General features: G+C 63.7%; 18 protein-coding genes. 8 read left to right on the top strand and 10 right to left on the bottom strand.

The window, feature by feature from the left end; genetic code table 11:
• Window positions 1-6 precede the first annotated feature (6 nt).
• A complete protein-coding gene (locus BLU39_RS22125; protein ID WP_092716902.1) occupies window positions 7-708 on the bottom strand; it encodes a YggS family pyridoxal phosphate-dependent enzyme in 702 nt (233 codons plus the stop codon).
• 70 nt (window positions 709-778) lie between these two features.
• Here BLU39_RS22125 and BLU39_RS22120 point away from each other — a divergent pair, with 70 nt between their 5' ends.
• From BLU39_RS22120 to BLU39_RS22105, 4 genes are all read left to right on the top strand, one after another.
• Window positions 779-1,822 carry a type IV pilus twitching motility protein PilT gene (locus BLU39_RS22120; RefSeq protein WP_092716900.1) on the top strand — a complete coding sequence of 348 codons (1,044 nt, stop codon included), beginning with the start codon at window positions 779-781 and terminating at the stop codon, window positions 1,820-1,822.
• 4 nt (window positions 1,823-1,826) lie between these two features.
• Window positions 1,827-2,966, top strand: coding sequence for a PilT/PilU family type 4a pilus ATPase (locus BLU39_RS22115; protein WP_175539389.1), 1,140 nt, complete (start codon window positions 1,827-1,829; stop codon window positions 2,964-2,966).
• Between the two features lies 1 nt (window position 2,967).
• The gene (locus BLU39_RS22110; RefSeq protein ID WP_092716898.1) at window positions 2,968-3,453 is read left to right on the top strand and encodes a glutathione peroxidase; all 486 of its coding nucleotides are present in this window, start codon (window positions 2,968-2,970) and stop codon (window positions 3,451-3,453) included.
• Between the two features lie 184 nt (window positions 3,454-3,637).
• Window positions 3,638-5,746, top strand: coding sequence for a putative bifunctional diguanylate cyclase/phosphodiesterase (locus tag BLU39_RS22105; RefSeq protein WP_092716896.1), 2,109 nt, complete (start codon window positions 3,638-3,640; stop codon window positions 5,744-5,746).
• Here the strand turns inward: BLU39_RS22105 and glcF are convergent.
• From glcF to BLU39_RS22090, 3 genes are read right to left on the bottom strand one after another with little or no spacing between them, the layout of a single operon-like run.
• Window positions 5,739-6,965 (bottom strand): glycolate oxidase subunit GlcF, encoded by a 1,227-nt coding sequence (glcF, locus tag BLU39_RS22100; RefSeq protein ID WP_092716894.1) that lies wholly within the window; start codon window positions 6,963-6,965, stop codon window positions 5,739-5,741. The two genes, BLU39_RS22105 and glcF, sit on opposite strands and share 8 nt — an antisense overlap.
• Before the next feature lie 6 nt (window positions 6,966-6,971).
• Complete coding sequence (gene glcE, locus BLU39_RS22095) at window positions 6,972-8,042, bottom strand: glycolate oxidase subunit GlcE (protein ID WP_092716892.1); 1,071 nt, start codon at window positions 8,040-8,042, stop codon at window positions 6,972-6,974.
• Between the two features lie 16 nt (window positions 8,043-8,058).
• Window positions 8,059-9,549 (bottom strand): FAD-linked oxidase C-terminal domain-containing protein, encoded by a 1,491-nt coding sequence (locus tag BLU39_RS22090; protein ID WP_092716890.1) that lies wholly within the window; start codon window positions 9,547-9,549, stop codon window positions 8,059-8,061.
• 150 nt (window positions 9,550-9,699) lie between these two features.
• On the opposite strand from BLU39_RS22090, the gene BLU39_RS22085 reads away from it, so the two are divergent.
• Window positions 9,700-10,254, top strand: a complete 555-nt coding sequence (locus tag BLU39_RS22085) for a cob(I)yrinic acid a,c-diamide adenosyltransferase (protein ID WP_070222612.1) — start codon at window positions 9,700-9,702, stop codon at window positions 10,252-10,254.
• A gap of 66 nt (window positions 10,255-10,320) precedes the next feature.
• Here the strand turns inward: BLU39_RS22085 and BLU39_RS22080 are convergent, their stop codons facing one another.
• The 6 genes from BLU39_RS22080 to BLU39_RS22055 all read right to left on the bottom strand — a co-directional run bounded on the left by BLU39_RS22080 (window position 10,321) and on the right by BLU39_RS22055 (window position 16,529).
• Window positions 10,321-10,509, bottom strand: a complete 189-nt coding sequence (locus BLU39_RS22080; protein WP_070222614.1) for a hypothetical protein — start codon at window positions 10,507-10,509, stop codon at window positions 10,321-10,323.
• A gap of 74 nt (window positions 10,510-10,583) precedes the next feature.
• The gene (locus BLU39_RS22075; protein ID WP_254789033.1) at window positions 10,584-10,961 is read right to left on the bottom strand and encodes a glutaredoxin family protein; all 378 of its coding nucleotides are present in this window, start codon (window positions 10,959-10,961) and stop codon (window positions 10,584-10,586) included.
• Window positions 10,962-11,242: 281 nt separating this feature from the next.
• Complete coding sequence (locus tag BLU39_RS22070; RefSeq protein ID WP_092717221.1) at window positions 11,243-13,309, bottom strand: FUSC family protein; 2,067 nt, start codon at window positions 13,307-13,309, stop codon at window positions 11,243-11,245.
• A gap of 191 nt (window positions 13,310-13,500) precedes the next feature.
• Complete coding sequence (gene dxs / locus BLU39_RS22065) at window positions 13,501-15,369, bottom strand: 1-deoxy-D-xylulose-5-phosphate synthase (RefSeq protein WP_092716887.1); 1,869 nt, start codon at window positions 15,367-15,369, stop codon at window positions 13,501-13,503.
• The gene (locus tag BLU39_RS22060) at window positions 15,370-16,281 is read right to left on the bottom strand and encodes a polyprenyl synthetase family protein (protein WP_092716885.1); all 912 of its coding nucleotides are present in this window, start codon (window positions 16,279-16,281) and stop codon (window positions 15,370-15,372) included. It abuts the gene before it with no gap.
• On the bottom strand, window positions 16,278-16,529 hold the full coding sequence (locus tag BLU39_RS22055; RefSeq protein WP_046683420.1) for an exodeoxyribonuclease VII small subunit: 252 nt from the start codon (window positions 16,527-16,529) through the stop codon (window positions 16,278-16,280). The genes BLU39_RS22060 and BLU39_RS22055 overlap by 4 nt, the downstream gene beginning before the upstream one ends.
• A gap of 407 nt (window positions 16,530-16,936) precedes the next feature.
• Here BLU39_RS22055 and BLU39_RS22050 point away from each other — a divergent pair, with 407 nt between their 5' ends.
• From BLU39_RS22050 to BLU39_RS22040, 3 genes are read left to right on the top strand one after another with little or no spacing between them, the layout of a single operon-like run.
• Window positions 16,937-18,037, top strand: coding sequence for an aromatic ring-hydroxylating oxygenase subunit alpha (locus tag BLU39_RS22050; protein WP_092716883.1), 1,101 nt, complete (start codon window positions 16,937-16,939; stop codon window positions 18,035-18,037).
• A gap of 54 nt (window positions 18,038-18,091) precedes the next feature.
• Window positions 18,092-19,015 carry a DMT family transporter gene (locus tag BLU39_RS22045; RefSeq protein WP_092716881.1) on the top strand — a complete coding sequence of 308 codons (924 nt, stop codon included), beginning with the start codon at window positions 18,092-18,094 and terminating at the stop codon, window positions 19,013-19,015.
• A 13-nt stretch (window positions 19,016-19,028) separates the two neighbouring features.
• Complete coding sequence (locus BLU39_RS22040; protein WP_092716879.1) at window positions 19,029-19,880, top strand: sulfurtransferase; 852 nt, start codon at window positions 19,029-19,031, stop codon at window positions 19,878-19,880.
• The last annotated feature ends 19 nt before the right edge of the window (window positions 19,881-19,899 follow it).

Here is a 19,899-nt window from a genome sequence, read left to right as displayed (position 1 = left end):
TCTTCATCAGGAATAGTTGCGGGAACCGAAGATGGCGCTGCCCACGCGCACGATGGTGGCGCCTTCGAGCACGGCGGCGCGCAAGTCGGCCGACATGCCCATCGACAAGGTGTCGAGCGCCAGCCCTTCGGCCTTCAATTGTTCGTACAGCGCGCGCAGCTGCGCAAAGGCAGCGCGCTGAAGCGCGAGCTCCGTTTCCGGCTCGGGGATGGCCATCAGGCCGCGCAAACGCAAACGCGGCAGCTGCGCCACGGCATGCGCCAGGGCAGGCAATTCGGCTGGCGTCACGCCGCTCTTGCTGGCTTCGCCGCTGATATTGACTTGCAGGCAGATATTCAGGTCCGGCAAGCCGGGCGGGCGCTGCTCGGACAGGCGCGCGGCAATCTTTTCCCGTTCCACCGTGTGCACCCAGTCGAAGTGCTCGGCGATGGGGCGCGTCTTGTTGCTCTGGATGGGGCCGATGAAATGCCAGACGGGTGCGCCTTGCGGCTGCGCAAGCTTGACGGCGGCGATCTTGTCGAGCGCCTCCTGCAGATAATTTTCGCCGAACGCCGCCTGTCCCGCGCGCATGGCGTCCAGCACGGCGTCCGCGCCGAAGGTTTTCGAGACGGCCAGCAGGGTCACGTCTTCGGGCGTGCGTTGCGCCTCCAGCGCCGCTTGCGCGATTGCGTCGCGGACGGCTTGCAAGTTCAGTTCGATTGTGGACATAATCATTTTCTAGTGGATACGGGGCACGGCCGCTTCAGGCAGCCCATCAATGCAGGCACAGGGATTATAAATGGACATCTCCGAACTACTCGCTTTCTCCGTCAGCAACAAGGCTTCCGACTTGCACCTGTCTTCCGGCCTGCCGCCGATGATACGGGTCAATGGCGACGTGCGCCGCCTGAACGTGGCGCCGCTCGAGCACAAGGAAGTGCACAGCATGATCTACGACATCATGAACGACAGCCAGCGCAAGGCGTATGAGGAAGCGCTGGAATGCGATTTCTCGTTCGAAATTCCCGGCCTGGCCCGCTTCCGCGTCAACGCCTACAACCAGGAACGGGGTGCCTCGGCCGTGCTGCGCACGATTCCCTCGAAAGTGCTGACCCTGGAAGACCTGAACGCGCCGCGCATCTTCGGCGAGCTGGCCATGCGTCCACGGGGCCTGGTGCTGGTGACGGGCCCGACGGGTTCCGGCAAGTCGACCACCCTGGCGGCGATGGTGAACCACGTCAACGAGCGCCTGAACCACCATATTCTGACCATCGAAGACCCGATCGAATTCGTGCATGAACCGAAAAAATGCCTGATCAACCAGCGTGAAGTCGGTTCGCACACGCATTCGTTCAGCAACGCGCTGCGCTCGGCCCTGCGCGAAGACCCGGACGTGATTTTAGTGGGCGAATTGCGCGACCTGGAAACCATCCGCCTGGCGCTGACGGCGGCCGAAACGGGCCACCTCGTGTTCGGCACCCTGCACACCTCGTCGGCGGCGAAATCGATCGACCGCATCATCGACGTCTTCCCCGCCGAGGAAAAGGAAATGGTGCGCGCCATGCTGTCCGAATCCTTGCAAGCCGTCATTTCGCAGAACCTGCTCAAAACCAGGGATGGCATGGGCCGCGTGGCCGCGCATGAAATCATGCTGGCCACGCCGGCCGTGCGCAACCTGATCCGCGAAGCGAAAGTGGCGCAAATGTATTCGGCCATCCAGACGGGCAGCAACGTGGGCATGCAGACCCTGGACCAGTGCCTGGCCGACCTCGTGCGTCGCGGCACGATCTCGGCGGAAACGGCCCGCTCGGCCGCCAAGTCGCCTGAAAACTTCCCCGGATAAGCGCATGCAGACGAACCACGAACACTATGGCGCCATGCACGCGCTGCTGGCGCACATGCACGCACGGGGCGGCTCCGACCTGTTCATCACGGCCGGCTTTCCGCCCGCCATCAAGCTCGACGGCAAGCTGACGCCGCTGGCGGGCGGCGCGCTCGACGCGCAGCAGGCGGCCGGCTACGTGCGCGCCGTCATGAACGAACGCCAGGCGGCCGAGTTCGCGTCCAGCCGCGAAGCCAATTTCGCCATCAGCCCGGAGGGCCTCGGGCGCTTCCGCGTGTCCGCCTTCGTGCAGATGGGCCAGGCAGGCATGGTCTTGCGCTTGATCAATACCGCCATTCCCACCCTCGATGGGCTCGGCTTACCGGCCATCCTGCAAGACATCGTCATGAGCAAGCGCGGCCTCGTCATCATGGTGGGCGCCACGGGCTGCGGCAAGTCGACCACGCTGGCGGCCATGGTGGGCCACCGCAACGCACACAGCCATGGCCACATCATCACCATCGAAGACCCCGTGGAATTCATCCATCCGCACGGCAACTGCATCGTTACCCAGCGCGAAGTGGGCGTCGATACGGACGACTGGGCCACGGCCCTGAAAAACACCCTGCGCCAGGCGCCCGACGTGATCCAGATCGGCGAAATCCGCGACCGCGACACGATGGACCATGCCATCGCCTTTGCCGAGACGGGCCATCTGTGCCTGGCCACCTTGCACGCGAACAACGCCAACCAGGCACTGGACCGCATCATCAATTTCTTCCCCGAAGAGCGGCGCCAGCAGTTGCTGATGGACCTGTCGCTGAATTTGAAAGGCATGATTTCGCAGCGGCTGATTCCCAACAAGGACGGCGGCGGACGCAAGGCGGCGCTGGAAATCCTGCTCAATTCGCCGCTGATGAGCGACCTGATCTTCAAGGGCCAGGTGCACGAAATCAAGGAATTGATGAAAAAATCGCGCGAACACGGCATGCAGACTTTCGACCAGGCCCTGTTCGACCTGCACGAGGCGGGCGCCATCAGCTATGAAGACGCGCTGCGCAACGCGGACTCCGTCAACGACCTGCGCCTGACGATCAAGCTCAAGGGCGCAACGGCGCCGGAACCCGCCCCGCAAACGGGCACCACCAAACTGGGACTCCTCTGACATGACCAGCATCCACGATTTCCAGGCCGAGGCACTGGATGGCACGCCCATCGACCTGGCGCGCTACAAGGGCAAGGTATTGTTGGTCGTCAACACGGCCAGCGCCTGCGGCTTCACGCCGCAATACCAAGGGCTCGAAGCGCTGTACCGCGAATTCCACGACCAGGGCCTGGTCGTGCTGGGCTTTCCCTGCAATCAATTCCGCCAGCAGGAACCGAGCTCGAATGCGGAAATCGGCGCCTTTTGCGAGAAAAACTTTGGCGTCACCTTTCCCCTGTTTGCCAAGATCGACGTGAATGGCCCGCATACCCATCCCCTGTTTGCGCAATTAAAACAGGCGGCGCCCGGCATATTGGGCACGCAGTCGATCAAATGGAATTTCACCAAATTTTTGGTGCGCAAGGATGGCAGCGTATTTCGCCGCTACGCGACGGCCAGCAAACCGGCCAGCCTGGCAGCCGACATCCGGCAATTACTACTGGAGTAGCAATTCAACGGTCTGATTAAAAACAATAATTGCTGAAATCAATCAATCCGCACTTATTTCATGCCTGACATCAATATTGTGTTTCCAATAGCAAATTTCGGTGATAATGTTTGCATAATTATTCGCAGATATCGATCAAAAAACGATGCCAGTCTTTGGGAAAATATTATCTTCATGGATGCGGATGGGAATTTATTCCCGCCTCTTTCTTCCTATTTTCTTCCTGATACTCGCCGTTTCCGCCGTTCGCTATCACGCCCTGCTCGGCACGGAAACGGCGCTGGCCAACGCGCGCTACCAATACGATGCGCGGCAACTCGACCTGTTCCTGGCCAATAGCGTGCTGCCGCTGGCCGTGCACGCGGACAGTCACGCGATGCACGACAGCGTGCGGCAAGTGCTGCGCAGCGCCCTGCCGCTGAACCGCAGCCTCGTTTCCGCGCGCTGGGACACGGCTGGCGGGCATGTCGAAGTGCTGGCCGACAGCAAGCTGGCCGGCACGCTGGCCACGGTACCGGCATGGTTCGCGCGCCTGGCCGGCATCACGGCCATCCGCAGCCGCCTGACGGTGGCGTTGCCGGACGGTGGCGACGGCATCCTCGACCTGCACTACACGCCCGGCCTGCCCCTGGCGCAAGTGTGGCTCAGGGTACGCGAGCAGGCCGTCCTCAGCACCGTCAATATCGTGCTCGTCTTCGTGCTGCTGGGCTTGATCCTGGCCACGCACCGCAAGCTGCTGGCGCGCTTCGTGCAAGCGACCGACCGCTTCCGCGACGGCAACTTCGCCGTGCGCCTGGCGGCCGGCGCCACGCCCGAGGCGCAAGCCGTGTCGCAATCGTTCAACGGCATGGCCGGCGATATCGAAGCACTGCTGACCTCGCTGAAAACCAGTCAGCGCCAGCTGGGCGAACAACTGAACGAAACCGTGCACATGCAGCAGGCCCTGCAAAAGCTGTCGTGGCAAAACTACAATGACGTGCTGACGGGTTTGCCCAACCGGGCCGCGCTGGCCGCCCGCTTCGAACAGGAACTGTTCCTCGCGCGCGAACGCCAGCGCCTGCTGGCCGTCTGTCTGTTCGACCTCGACCACTTCCAGGCCATCAACGACCGCTACGGCGCCGAGGCGGGCGATGAAATCCTCAAGCAGGTGGCCTGCCGCCTGCACGACTTTACGGGCCAGATCCATTACGCGGCGCGCCTGGGCGGCGATGAATTCGTCCTGCTGCTGTGCGGCCAGGCCAGCATCGCCAGCATCGAACAGAACGTCACGCAGCTGATGGCGGAACTGGGCCGCCCCTACCAGTGCGACCAGCAGGCGCTGCACATGACGGCCAGCGCCGGCATCGCCGTCTACGCGGGCAAGGACTTGAATACGGAAAGCCTGCTGCGCCACGCCGACCACGCCGTCTACCAGGCCAAGCTGACAGGGCGCAACCAGTACCATTTCTTCGACACCAATCTCGATGAAGAAGTGCGCACGCATCACAACCAGCGCACGGAAGTGCGCCATGCCCTGATCAATGGCGAACTGCGGCTGTACTACCAGCCCAAGGTCAACATGCGCGCCGGCACGGTGGTGGGCATGGAAGCGCTGCTGCGCTGGCAGCATCCGCGCCGCGGCGTGCTGGCGCCCGCGCAATTCCTGCCGCTGGTGGAGCAGACGGAGTTGATCATCGATATCGGCGAATGGGTGCTGCGCCAGGCCCTGTGGCAGATGCAGCGCTGGGCCGCTTGCGGCAAGCACTGGGTGGTCAGCGTGAATATCGCGGCACGCCACTTCCAGCAGCCGGACTTCGTCTCGCGCCTGGAAACCATCCTCGGCGAATTTCCCGGCGTGCGCGCCAGCATGCTGGAACTGGAAATCCTCGAATCGTCGGCCCTGCACGACATCGAAGACGTGCGCCGCATCATCCGCGCCTGCCAGGCGCTGGGCATCACGTTCGCCCTCGACGATTTCGGCACCGGCTACTCGTCGATGTCGTATTTAAAACGCCTGCCGGCCAACATCGTCAAGATCGACCAGAGCTTCGTGCGCAATATGCTCAACGACCGCGACGACCTGCACCTGGTGCGCGCCGTCATCGGCCTGGCTCGTTCCTTCAGCCTGACGGTGATCGCCGAAGGCGTGGAAAGCGTCGAACATGGCGCGCGGCTGATCCAGCTGGGCTGCGACCTGGCGCAAGGCTACGGCATCGCCCGCCCCATGCCGGCCGACGCCGTGCTGGAGTGGGCCGCCAACTTCGTGCCAGCACCGCAGTGGCGCATCGCGCAGTACAGCGAAGTACCTATTTAACCGTCAAGGCCGAGTCGATCAGTTCTATCCAGTGCCGCACGGGCGTCTCCGTGCCAGACTGCAAATGGCTCAGGCAGCCGATATTGGCCGACACGATCATCTCCGGCTCGCACGCTTCCAGGTTCGCCACCTTGTTGTCGCGCAGCTGCTGCGACAGTGCCGGCTGCAGGATCGAATACGTGCCCGCAGAACCGCAGCACAGATGGCTGTCCGCGCACAGGCGCACGTCGACGCCGACGGCGCGCAGCACCTGCTCCACCTTGCCGCGCACCTGCTGGCCATGCTGCAGGGTGCACGGCGGGTGATACGCCACCCGTTTTCCGATGCGCCCTTGCAGCAGAGCCGTCAGTTCCGCTTCAAACGCCGGCATGATCTCGGACAGATCGCGCGTCAGCGCCGCGATGCGCCGCGCCTTCTCCGCATACTGCGCATCGTGCGCCAGCAAATGGCCATATTCCTTCACCGTGGCGCCGCAGCCGGAGGCCGTCATGACGATGGCTTCCGCGCTTTCCACATACGGCCACCAGGCGTCGATATTGCGGCGCATGTCGTCCAGCGCCGCGTCCTGGTCGTTCAGGTGATGGCGCAGCGCGCCGCAGCAACCCGCCTTCGGCGCGACGATCAGTTGCACGCCCAGCGCGTCAAACACGCGCGCCGTGGCCGCGTTGATGTTCGGCGACATGGCCGGCTGCACGCAGCCGTCGAGCAGCAGCATGCTGCGCGCATGCTGGCGCGTGGGCCAGGCGCCGGCTTGCGCGCCCGGGCGCAATTTATCCTGCAAGTTTTTTGAGAGCAGCGGACGCAGCGCCTGCCCCGCCTTGTACACGGGCGTAAATAGCCAGCGGCGCGGCAAGGCTTCCTTCAGCGCGAAGCGCAGCGCCCGTTCGCGCAAGGGGCGCTGCACGCGCTGCTCGACGACGTTGCGGCCGATGTCGACCAGTCGCCCGTACTGCACCCCGGACGGACAGGTCGACTCGCAGTTGCGGCAGGTCAGGCAGCGGTCCAGGTGCGTCTGCGTCTTGGCCGTGACGGGCGCGCCTTCGAGCACTTGCTTGATCAGGTAGATGCGTCCTCGCGGGCCATCGAGTTCGTCGCCCAGCAACTGGTAGGTGGGACAGGTGGCCGTGCAAAAACCGCAATGCACGCAGGCGCGCAGGATGGCTTCGGCTTCGTCGCCTGCCGGCGTATTCTTGATGAAATCGGCGAGATTGGTTTGCATGCGCGCTCAATACATTCTGTGCGGGTTGAAGATGCCGGCCGGGTCGAAAGCCTGCCGCAGGCGCTGGTGGATGGTGGCCACGGCCGGCGCCAGCGGATGGAACACGCCCACGGCCTTGTCGCCGCCACGGAACAGGGTGGCGTGGCCGCCAGCGGCCGCCACGGCCTGGCGAATCTGCACGCTGCCGGCCGCATCGGCGTCGCCATCGAGCTTGAGCCAGCGCTGCGCGCCGCCCCACTCGATCAGCTGGCGCCCTTTTAAAATCATGGCGCTGGCGTGCGGCGGCAGCGACAGGCGCCACAGGCTGCCCGCGCCCGCAAAGAATGCGTGCGTTTGCTCGCGCACGGACAGCCAGAAGACGGCCGCGTCATCGTGCGTCAGCACTTCGCCACCCAGGGATTGCAGCGCCGCCGAGACGGCCGCCTCGGCGCCGGACAGGCGCACCGTCAACACGCCGTCATGCCAGCAGCTGGCCGATATCGGCAGCGGCTTGCCCGCCCACTCATTGAGCATGCGCAAGGCGGCGATTTCCGCGCAAGGCAAGCGTAACGTCGCTTCGCGCAGCGGCAAGGGCAGCACCTTCAGCGACACTTCCAGGATCAGGCCCAGGGTGCCCAAGGAGCCCGCCAGCAGGCGCGAGACATCGTAGCCGGCCACGTTCTTCATGACTTGTCCGCCGAAGGCCAGGCGTTCGCCATGGCCATCCATCAGCACGGCGCCCAGCACGAAATCGCGCAGCGCACCGGCGCTGGCCCGGCGCGGGCCGGACAAGGCGCTGGCGGCGGCGCCGCCCACCGTGGCGCCAGGGCCGAAATGCGGCGGTTCGAACGCCAGCATCTGGTTGCGCGCGGCCAGCGCCGCCTCGATTTCCGCCAGCGGCGTGCCACAGCGGGCCGTGACTACCAGCTCCGTCGGTTCATAGTCGATGATGCCCGCATAGGCGCGCGTGTCGAGCACCTCGCCTTTGAGCTGCTGTCCATACCAGTCCTTCGTGCCGCCGCCGCGCAGGCGCAAGGGGCTGCCCGCCGCGCTGGCCGCCAGGATCTGCTGCCTGAATTGTTCAACGATTGCTTGCAAAAGAGTCTCCGGCAGATTAAAAACGGGGCAGGTTGGCGAATGGCAGCCGCCCCGCCGTCACATGCATCTTGCCGAATTCGGCGCAGCGGTTCAAGGTGGGAATCGCCTTGTCCGGGTTCAGCAAGGCGTGGGGATCGAAGGCGCGCTTGACGGCAAAGAAGGCATCGAGTTCGGCGCGCGTAAATTGCACGCACATGGAATTGATCTTTTCCATGCCCACGCCATGCTCGCCCGTGATGGTGCCGCCCACGGCCACGCACAGGGCCAGGATGTCGGCGCCAAACGCTTCGGCGCGCTCGAATTCGCCGGGCATGTTGGCGTCGAACAGGATCAAGGGGTGCAGATTGCCGTCGCCCGCGTGGAACACGTTCGCGCAGCGCAAGCCATGCGTCGTTTCCATGGCGGCGATCCCCGTCAGCACTTCCGCCAGTTTTTTTCGCGGGATGGTGCCGTCCATGCAGTAGTAGTCGGGCGAGATGCGTCCGGCGGCGGGAAAGGCGTTCTTGCGGCCGGACCAGAATTTCATGCGCTCCGCTTCCGACTGCGAAACGGCAATCGCGCTGGCGCCCGCCCCTTCCAGCACGGCCGTCATGCGGGCGATTTCCTCTTCCACTTCCTCGTGCGTGCCGTCCGCTTCGCACAGCAAAATGGCCGCCGCATCGATGTCGTAGCCGGCCTTGACGAACGGTTCGACCATGCGCGACGACGTCTGGTCCATCATTTCCAGTCCGGCCGGGATGATGCCGGCGGCGATCACGTTGGCCACGGCATTGCCGCCCGTGACGACGTCGCCGAACGAGGCCATGATGACTCTGGCCGTGGCCGGCTTCGGCACCAATTTCACGGTCACTTCCGTGACGATGCCCAGCATGCCTTCGGAGCCGATGAAGACGGCCAGCAGGTCCAGGCCTGGCGAATCCAGGCATTCGCCGCCCAGTTCCAGCACGTCGCCGTCGATGGTGACGACGCGCACGCGCAGTACGTTGTGCACGGTCAGTCCGTATTTGAGGCAATGCACGCCGCCCGAATTTTCCGCCACGTTGCCGCCGATGCTGCAGGCGATCTGCGACGAGGGGTCGGGCGCGTAATACAGCGCATATTGCGCGGCCGCTTCGGAAATGGCCAGGTTGCGCACGCCCGGCTGCACCACGGCCGTGCGCGCATACGCATCGAGGCGCACGATGCGGTTCAGACGCGCCGTCGACAGCACCACGCCGTCGGCGATGGGCAAGGCGCCGCCCGACAGGCCCGTGCCGGCGCCGCGCGGCACGATCGGCACGCCAAGTTCGCGGCAGACGCCGAGGATGGCGATGACCTGTTCTTCCGTGTCCGGCAAGGTCACCACCATCGGCAGCTGGCGGTAGGCGGCCAAGCCGTCGCATTCGTACGGACGCGTATCTTCGACGTCGGACAGCACGCAGCGGGCCGGCAGCACGGCCAGCAGGGCAGCGACGACGGCTTGCTGGCGCGCGGCGGTCAATCCGGATTCAGGAGCGGCATTGAGCATAAGATGGGGGCAAATGGACATGGGTGTGCAAGGATTGTAAGCACAAAAGTGGCGCGCATCGCGTTTTTTGTCCTATTTGCCCGCAAATCCGGGGCCAGGCGGCGCGCAGTGTCGTATGCTGCCCCCATTCTTCTTTACAGGATCAGCATCATGGGCAACCGACTTTCGAAAATCGCCACGCGCACGGGCGACAATGGCAGCACCGGTCTGGGCGACGGCAGCCGCACCAGCAAGGACAGCGCCCGCATCCACGCCATGGGCGACGTGGACGAACTCAATTCCAATATCGGCTTGCTGCTGTGCGAAGCCATGCCCGACGCCTTGCGCGACGAACTGGTGGCCATCCAGCACGACCTGTTCGACCTGGGCGGAGAAATCTGCATCCCCGGCTACCAGCTGATCAAGGAGGAGCACGTGCTGCGCCTCGACGATTTACTGGCAAAATACAATGCGGACTTGCCGGCCCTCTCCGAATTCATCCTGCCGGCCGGTTCGCGCGCCGCCTCGCTGGCCCACGTGTGCCGCACCGTGTGCCGCCGCGCCGAGCGCAGCATCGTCGCGCTGGCCAATGCGGAACCGCTGCATGAGCATCCGCGCCAGTACGTGAACCGCCTGTCGGACCTGCTGTTCGTGCTGTCGCGCGTGCTCAACCGCTTTGCCGGCGGCAGCGACGTGCTGTGGCGGCATGACCGCACGCGGGGGTGACATAAAAAAAACGGCGATGCCTGTCAAACAGCATCGCCGTGCTTTATCCGGCTGGCAGGCTGTTACTTAGCCGCAGGCCTGCAGGCAGGCTTTATTCACGCGTACGCACGAAGGGACACTGAACTCCATGACGCAGGCATCGAGCGCCATATAGCACTCGGATTGGCATTCGGAAATGTCGGCGGTACTGCTGGCCATGGCATACGAGGCGCTGACGCCCATGGCAAACAAAAAGAAACCCAGTTTTTTGAACATAAGCACTCCTTTATGGAAATGACAGACGATGACGGACAACCATGGCGCGCCGTCTCTTACACGCCATCCTGCAATCAGATTTTCTTCAGCGCCGCTTCCAGCGCGCCCGCATTGAAACCCTGTATCTTGCGGTTGCCAATCAACACCACTGGCACGCCGCCACCGCCCAGCGCGTCATGGGCTTTCTTCGCTTCCGGGGATTTCTCGATATCGAGATCGACGAATTCGATCTTGTTTTCCTTGAAATACGCGCGCGTCTTGGCGCAATAGCCGCACCAGTCCGTGCCGTACAGCACCACTTTCGCCTGGGCATTCGGGAAATATGCGGCGTAATTGCCCTCGGTGTAATTCGACTTGAACAAGCCGGGCAACAGGGACAGGCCATAACCGCAGCCCAGGCCAGCGGCCAGGATCACGCCATACATGGCGATGGTTTTAATTTTCTTTTGCATAATGAAACATTTTCTACCTTCGATTGACGTGGCAAAAGAATGCCGCTTGCGGTTGAATGCTGATTACTTTTAGAATTTACATCCTGCAAAATCGAATATAGACCGCACTTATTTTAGAGTCAACGTTTCCTTTCGATAAATTTCCAGTTTGGAAAATATATCGGGGAAGCCCATGAAATGTGGAATTTGGAGAGATTGGCAGGCGCCAAACGTCTCTACAATATTGGCGCCGCAAGCATGAAAAAAGCCGGTTGCGGGCGCAGCCGGCCCGGCGGCCACCTTCAGCGCGAGGATGCCACCGCGCCATCGGCCGCCTGCACGTGCTCGCGCAGCAAGCCGCGCAACAGTTGCACCTGGGCCACGGCGTCCGCTTGCAGGGCAGTCAAGCCTTCGGCCGCGCAGGGTCCCGGCGCACTGGCATCGGCTGCACCGCGCAGCAGCGCATCGATTTCCCCGCTGACCTCCGCGATCCACCGTTGCAATGCGGGCGACGCCGGTTCGGCCTGCGGACTCAGACTGATGCGCGCCGTGCTGCCCGCCACGCGGCGCAGCAGCGGCAAGGTACGCAATGCCGCCAGGCCCACGCCACTGCTGCGGTCCAGGCGGCGCTCGATGCGCAGGCGCTGCAGCACTTGCTCCGCGTTATTGCTGGCCAGCCCCGCCTCGCGGCGCAGGCGCGCAATCGCGCTATCCCACCGTCCGCCCGCCGCCAGCACGGCCAGCAGGTATTTCAGGTTGGCCGACACGGCTTTCGCCAGGCGCTGGTCGAGGTCGTCCGCTTCGCGGTCCGGCCAGAGGAAAAACGTGGCCAGCAGGGCCAGCACGCAGCCCAGCACATTGTTGCCCAGGCGGCTAATCGCGTACACCATCTCGCTGGCCGGCGCCGCATAGTCGGCCACCAGCACGAAGGCCGGCGTCATGAACAGCACGTGCAGGCTGTAGCTGACCCGGCGCAAGGCCATGGTGGCGACGATCAGGGGAAACACCACCAGCGAGATGCCCAGCGGCGTGTAAATGAACAGGCCGATCAGCACGGCCAGCACGGCACCCAGCACGCTGCCCGCGACGCGCTCGATGCCACGCGGCCAGGTGGTCGACACGGACGGCTGCAAGATCAACAAGGTCGCCATGGTGGCCCAGTAGCCGAACGGAATATGCAAGGCTTCGACCAGCAGGAAGCCGGCCGTCGTCGCCAGCGACACGCGCGCCGCGTGGCGCCAGCTCAACGACTGGGGCGTGGCGTTGACCTTCGCCGTTTGCCATGCCTGCCCCAGCGCCAGGAAAGCCGCCTCGCGCCACGGCAGCTGCGTCGCGCGCGGCATGCCCAGTTCCATGAAGTCCACGTTCAGGCGCAAGGGCAGCAAGGCGCCCAGCGCCGCTTCCAGGCGCCGTCCGCAGCCAGCCAGGCGGCGCTGCAAGGCCAGCGGCGGCGTTGCCGGCTGACGCTGCACGGCTAGTCCCAGGCGGCGCAGCAGCACGGCCATCACTTCCAGGCTGCGCCGCGCGCGCGGGTCCTGGCGCAGGCGCTGCTGCTCGCGCTCGCACGTATGCGTGACGGCGATCAGATAGGCGAAGATGCGCTCGGCGTCGCTGAGCGCCAGCAGCAAGTTGTCGTACAGGGCGCTGCGTCCCGCGCGGGCGGGCGGCACGGCGGCCAACGCCACGCGCGCCGCTTCCAGCGCGGCGCGCGCCTGCGAACGGTAGCTGGCGCCATGCGCGGTGGCGTCCGGCAGCGCCGGGCCCTGCTCCAGGAAGCGCGCATTGTCGCGCGCGATGCCGGCCAGGCGCGAATACGCGGCGCGGATGGCGCGCCTGGCCGGGCTGAACGGGTGGATGCGCCAGACCGTAAAACTGAGCACGGTGGCAAACAGGCAGCCGAACATGTACAGACCCAGGAAAGGCGCCGTCTGCGTCATCGATTCAAGAGGATGCGTGACCATCACCACGCAGGCCGTGGCCGCCAGGATGGCCACTTGCGCCGTGGCCGCGCCCCAGATGCGCGCCAGCGCGCCGGCCCAGGAAAACACCATGACGGCGACGGCGGCGGCCGCCACGCCATGGCCTGCCGCCAGCGCCGTCAGGCCGCCTGCCACGGTGGACAGCAAGCCGAAGCCCACCATCGAGACGAAACGCATGCGCCGCGTGCCGGCCGCGTCGGCCAGGCAGGTCCAGAAGGCACCGATGGCGGCCCAGGAAAAATCGGGGTGGTCGAACAGCAAGCCCAGCAGCAACATGGCGCTCGACGCGCAGGCGGCCCGCAAGCCCTCGGACAAATTCGTTTCATCGATGGCCAGGCTGACCATCCACAGGGGACGGCGCTGCGCAAGCTTGTCGGTATAGGCGTGCATGCCCGTCAGCCAGCGGCCGGCCAGTGCACGCGTACGGCGGTGAAGTTTCCTGAAATGCAAGTTGGACTTTGAAAGGGTATCAAAGCGTCATCGTAGCATTCCCCGGCGAAAAATGTTGCAGTGCAATGTAAATCGGGAAAAGGCGAAAAAAAAGCGGCACCGCAGTGCCGCTTCTCTGTATGCAGGCAAACTTAGCTGACGACAGCCAGGCGCGGCTGCGTGCCGCCAAAACGCTGTTCAATCGACGCGGCAATGCCGGCGGCATCGAGACCCACGCTTTTCAGCAGTTGCACGGGGTCGCCATGGTCGATGAAGGTGTCGGGCAAGCCCAGCATCAAAATCGGCTTGACGATCCCTTCCGCCGCCAGCGCTTCGGCCACGGCCGAACCGGCGCCGCCCATGATGCAGCCCTCTTCCACCGTCACCAGGTAATCGTGTTCCGCGGCCAGCTGTTTCACCAGCGCCACGTCGAGCGGCTTGACGAAGCGCATGTTGGCCACCGTCGCGTCGAGCTTGTCGCCCGCCGCCACGCTCGGCGCCACCATGGAACCGAAGGCCAGGATGGCGATGCGCTTGCCCTGGCGCTTGATCTCGCCCTTGCCGATTTCGATGCTGCTCAGTTCCGGCACGATGGCCACGCCGGCACCGGCGCCGCGCGGATAGCGGATGGCGGCCGGGCCCGGGTAGTGGTAGCCCGTCGTCAGCATTTGGCGGCATTCGTTTTCGTCCGACGCGGCCATGATGACCATGTTCGGGATGCAGCGTAAAAACGCCATGTCGTAATTGCCCGCGTGCGTGGCGCCATCGGCGCCCACGAGGCCGGCGCGGTCCAGCGCGAACGTCACGTCCAGGTTTTGCAGGGCCACGTCGTGTATCAATTGATCGTAGGCGCGCTGCAGGAAGGTCGAATAGATGGCCACGACGGGTTTCAAGCCTTCGCAGGCCAGGCCGGCGCCGAAGGTCACGGAATGCTGCTCGGCGATGCCGACGTCGAAATAGCGGTTGGGGAATTGCTGTTCAAATTTCACCATGCCCGAGCCTTCGCGCATGGCCGGCGTGATGCCCACCAGGCGCTTGTCGTGAGCCGCCATGTCGCACAGCCAGTTGCCGAACACTTCCGTGTACGTCATCTTGCCCGGCGCCGTCGCCGGCTTGATGCCTTCCGCCGGATTGAACTTCGGCGTGCCGTGGTACAAAATCGGTTCCGCCTCGGCCAGCTTGTAGCCCTGGCCCTTCTTGGTGACCACGTGCAGGAATTGCGGGCCCTTCAACTGCTTGATGTTTTGCAAGGTCGGGATCAGCGAATCGAGGTCGTGGCCATCGATGGGGCCGATGTAGTTGAAACCGAATTCCTCGAACATGGTGGCGGGCACGACCATGCCTTTGGCGTGCTCTTCAAAGCGCTTCGCCAGTTCCAGCACGGGCGCCGGCAGCACGGACTTGCCGACATTTTTCGCGGCCGCATAGAACTGGCCCGACATCAAGCGCGCCAGGTGGCGGTTCAGTGCGCCCACGGGCGGCGAGATCGACATGTCGTTGTCGTTCAAAATCACCAGCAGGTTGACGTCTTCCTGCACGCCCGCGTTGTTCATCGCCTCGAAGGCCATGCCGGCCGTCATCGAACCGTCGCCGATCACGGCGATCGCGTGCAGCGGGTCGCCCTTGATCTTGGCGGCCTGCGCCATGCCAAGGGCGGCCGAGATCGACGTCGACGAGTGCGCCGTGCCGAAGGTGTCGTACTCGCTTTCGTCGCGTTTCGGGAAGCCGGAAATGCCATCCTTCTGGCGCAGGGTATGCATGCGCTCGCGGCGGCCCGTCAGGATCTTGTGCGAATAGGTCTGGTGGCCCACGTCCCACACGATGCGGTCGTGCGGCGTGTTGAACACGTAATGCAGCGCGACGGTCAGCTCGACCGTGCCCAGGTTGGACGACAGGTGGCCGCCCGTCTTGGACACGGAGTCAAGCAGGAAGCTGCGCAGTTCCTGGGCCAGCGGCACCAGTTGCGAGCGGGCCAGCTTGCGCACTTGCGCTGGTTCATTGATGGTTTCTAACAGTTTCATTTATGCCTTCCGCTGCACGACCAGGTCCGCCAGCTCGCGCAGACGGCGTGCCTTGTCCCCGAATGGCGCCAGCGCCGCATGGGCGTCGCACCGCAATTGTTCTGCCAGGGCTCTCGATGGCTCCAGCCCCAGTATCGATACGTAAGTGGGCTTGTTGGCGGCCGCATCCTTGCCCGCCGTCTTGCCCAGGGTGGCCGAATCGGCAGTGGCGTCGAGCACGTCGTCGACCACCTGGAACGCCAGCCCGACGGCGCGCGCATAGGCGTTCAGCGCCGTCATCTCGTCCGCCGTCAAGTCCTTGCCCGCCAGCGCGCCGAGGATCACGGCCGCGCGCAGCAAGGCGCCCGTTTTCAGTTGATGCATCTGTTCCAGCTGCGGCAAGGTCAAGGCCAGGCCGACGCTGTCGAGGTCGATCGCCTGGCCGCCGCACATGCCGCTTGACCCGGACGCGTGCGCCAGCAGGCGCACCATGGCCATCTGCCGCGTCGGAGGAATCGCCGCGCCATCGGCCAGCAGCATGAAGGCCTGCGACTGCAGCGCGTCGCCGACCAGCAGGGCCGTCGCTTCATCGTAGGCGATGTGCACGGTGGGCTTGCCACGGCGTAAAGCGTCGTCATCCATGCACGGCATGTCGTCATGCACGAGCGAATACACGTGAATCATTTCCAGCGCGCAAGCGGCGCGCGCGAGGGTATCTTGATCGGCATCAAACAATTCACCCGCCGCCATCACCAGCAGCGGGCGCACGCGCTTGCCGCCACCCAACAGCGCATAGCGCATGGCCGCGTGCAGCTTGTGCGGCACCACGTCCGCCGCCGGCAGGAACTGGTCGAGCCGGCTTTCCACGCCCGACTGGGTCGCTTGCATCCAGTCGCCAAAGGTGACGCCGTCTTGCTGTACGCTGGCCGTCATTGAGCGGCCTCGCCGGCATCCACGAACGGTTTCAACATGTCGCCTTCCAATACCTTCACCTGCGCTTCGACGCTATCGAGCTGGGTTGCGCAATACTTGACCAGTTCCGAGCCGCGCTGGTAGGCCGCGACCGATGCTTCCAGCGGCAACTGGCCCGCTTCCATTTGCGTTACCAGCTGCGCCAGTTCCGCCATCGCCTCTTCAAACGAGGCCGGCGCTGCGGCAGCGGCAGTTAATTTCTTCGACATAGACTCAGATCTCTTCGTGGCACGAGGGGCTTGTAGGGAGACGCCGGGGACTCCCGGCCAGCATAGAAGCGTTATTTTAGAACAAACCACACTATTCAGTGAAAACTAAAGCGCAATCGGTGCGCTCAAAGTCTATGACATTGTCCGTTTGTCAGTGGATTTTAGTCCAATCGCCCCCATCTGGCGGAAATAGCACGGTAAATGACAACGTTTCTCATTAAAGTGCGCCAATTGCCGGGGGTTTTGGCAATGTCGAGGCCGGATCCGCGCTATAATCGCCGGTTCTGTCCGAAATACCGTTTCAACAAATTTGAATTCAGGTCTTTGCGGATTCTTTCTCTCTGTAGCGGTTGTCCAGGCAAGGGCTTGGAGCACTGCTGACCGTTGTACATTTATGGGGGGTTGGGATGTCCGATCTGGCTACTCACGCCAAGCTGGCGCGCTCAAACGCGCAACTTCCGGTCCACGTCTATTTTGACGAAACGCTGTTGCAGCGTGAAATGCAGCAATTGTTCCAAGCCGGCCCGCGCTATGTCGGGCACGAGCTGATGGTGCCGGAAACCGGCGATTTTGCGACCCTGGCGTCTGAGAACGAGGGGCGCATGCTCGTGCGCAACGCCAACGGCATCGAAGTGCTGTCCAACGTGTGCCGCCACCGGCAGGCGCTGATGTACAACGGCCGCGGCAACGCCAACCATATCGTCTGCCCGCTGCACCGCTGGACTTACGACCTCAAGGGTGAACTGATCGGCGCGCCGCATTTCCCCGAGACGCCGTGCCTGAACCTGTCGAAAACGCCGCTGCAAAGCTGGAATGGCTTGCTGTTCGAGCAAAACGGCTACAACGTGATGGAAAAATTGAAAGATTTGTCCGTCTCGAAAGACCTCGATTTTTCCGGCTACATGTTCGACCACGTGGAAATCCACGAGTGCGACTACAACTGGAAGACCTTCATCGAAGTCTACCTCGAGGATTATCACGTCGAACCGTTCCACCCGGGCTTGGGCAGCTTCGTCAGCTGCGACGACCTGCGCTGGGAGTTCGGCAAGGATTACAGCGTGCAAACGGTGGGCGTGCACCGCGGCTTGCAGCAGGCCGGTTCGCCCGCCTACAAGAAATGGCAAGAGCAGGTGCTGCAATTCCGTGGCGGCGAAGCGCCGCCGTATGGCGCCATCTGGCTGACCCTGTATCCGAACATCATGGTCGAATGGTATCCGCACGTGCTCGTCGTCTCGACCCTGTGGCCCGATGGCCCGCAAAAGACGCGCAACGTGGTGGAGTTCTATTACCCGGAAGAAATCGTGCTGTTCGAGCGCGACTTCGTCGAAGCGGAACGGGCTGCGTACATGGAAACCTGCGTCGAGGACGATGAAATCGCCCAGCGCATGGATGCGGGCCGCAAGGCCCTGATGGCGCGCGGCGTGAGCGAAGTGGGCCCTTACCAGTCGCCCATGGAAGACGGCATGCAGCACTTCCACGAGTGGTACCGCAATAATATCGAACTGTAATTCCCTCCAGGGCCGCATTGCGCGGCCTTTTCTTTTTCATCGTCAGGATTTCTCATGCAATCGCTTTGGATGCTATTTGCCAGTTTCATGTTCGCCATCATGGGCGTGTGCGTCAAGCTGGCGTCGGATATGTATTCGACGTCCGAAATCGTCATGTACCGCGGCATCATCGGCATGATCGTCATGAGCTGCACCATCCTCTACCAGGGCGGCAGCTTCAAAACCACGATGCCGGGCCAGCATCTGTGGCGCGGCGTGGTGGGCGTGATCGCCCTGTGGCTGTGGTTTTATGCGATCGCCATCCTGCCGCTGGCCACGGCCATGACCTTGAATTACATGGCGCCCATCTGGATCGCCGTGATCCTGCTGGCCGGCGGCTTCTGGAAAGGCATGAAACAGGTCGAGTGGCCGCTGGTGGCGGCCATTGCCATGAGCTTTGTCGGCGTGACCCTGCTGCTGCAACCGGTGTTCGAGACGGACCAGCTGGCCGGCGCCATCACGGCATTGATTTCCGGCATGCTGTCTGCCCTCGCCTATTTGCAGGTGCGTAAACTGGGCTTGCTGGGCGAGCCCGAATACCGGGTCGTGTTTTATTTCTCGGTCGTCAATTTCCTTGCCGGCGTGATCGGCCACGTGGCCAGCGCCGGCGGCGGCCCCATCGTCTGGCATGCGCACACGAGCGGCTACGGCATCGGCTTGCTGGCCGCTATCGGCCTGTGCGCCACCATGGCGCAGATGGCCATGACGCGTGCCTATCGCCTGGGCAAGACCCTCGTGGTGGCCAACCTGCAATACACAGGCATCGTCTTTTCCAGCTTCTGGGGCGTGGTGATCTTTGGCGACCTGTTCGATTGGCACGGCTGGACCGGCATCGGCATCATTCTCGCTTCCGGCATCGCGGCAACCTATTACAATACCCGCAACACGGCCCGTGGCGCGGCGATCGCGCGCACGGATCCGATTGCCAGCGAAGTGTAAAGGAGCGTTTCCGATGTACACCACCTTGATCCAGGCCAGCGAACTGGCCGACCACCTGAACGACAGCGACTGGGTGATCCTCGATTGCCGCCACGACTTGCTCAAGCCGACGGCCGGCAGCGATGCGTTTGCCGCCGGCCACATCCAGAACGCGCAGTTCGCCGATATCGACACGGCCCTGTCCGGCCCCAAGACGGCGCGCGGCGCGGACTTTACGGGACGGCATCCCTTGCCCGACCGCAACGCCCTGCTGGCCACCCTGCGCGGCTGGGGCATCGACGACGACACGCAAGTTGTCGCCTACGACGGCCAGGGCGGCATGTTCGCCGCCCGTTTGTGGTGGCTGCTGCGCTGGCTCGGCCATCCCTCCGTCGCCGTGCTCGACGGCGGCCTGGCCGCCTGGCAGGCGCAAGGTTTGCCCGTGGTCACGCCGGTGGCGCCCCGCCCCGTCGGCAACATCACGGAAAAAGCCAGCCTGACGCGCACGGTCAGCGTACAGGACGTCGTCGCCAACCTGGAAACCCAGGCGCTGACCGTCATCGACGCGCGCGCGCCCGACCGCTACCGGGGCGAAAACGAAACCATCGACCCCGTCGGCGGCCACATCCCCGGCGCGAAAAACCGTTTCTTCAAGGATAACCTGCAAGCGGACGGCCGTTTCAAAAGTGCGGACGAACTGCAGCGCGACTTCAGCGCATTGATAGACTCACCGCAAGCGGCCATCCTGCAGTGCGGCTCCGGCGTGACGGCTTGCCACAACCTGCTGGCCATGGAAGTGGCCGGCTTGCCTGGCGCGGCCCTGTATCCGGGCTCGTGGAGCGAATGGTGCGCCGATCCGGCGCGGCCCGTGGCGACGGGAAATTAAAAAAATGGCGGACCAGATG

Source organism: Janthinobacterium sp. OK676 (assembly GCF_900103595.1).
GTDB lineage: Bacteria > Pseudomonadota > Gammaproteobacteria > Burkholderiales > Burkholderiaceae_D > Janthinobacterium.
This window is presented reverse-complemented; position numbering and strand designations above follow the sequence as displayed.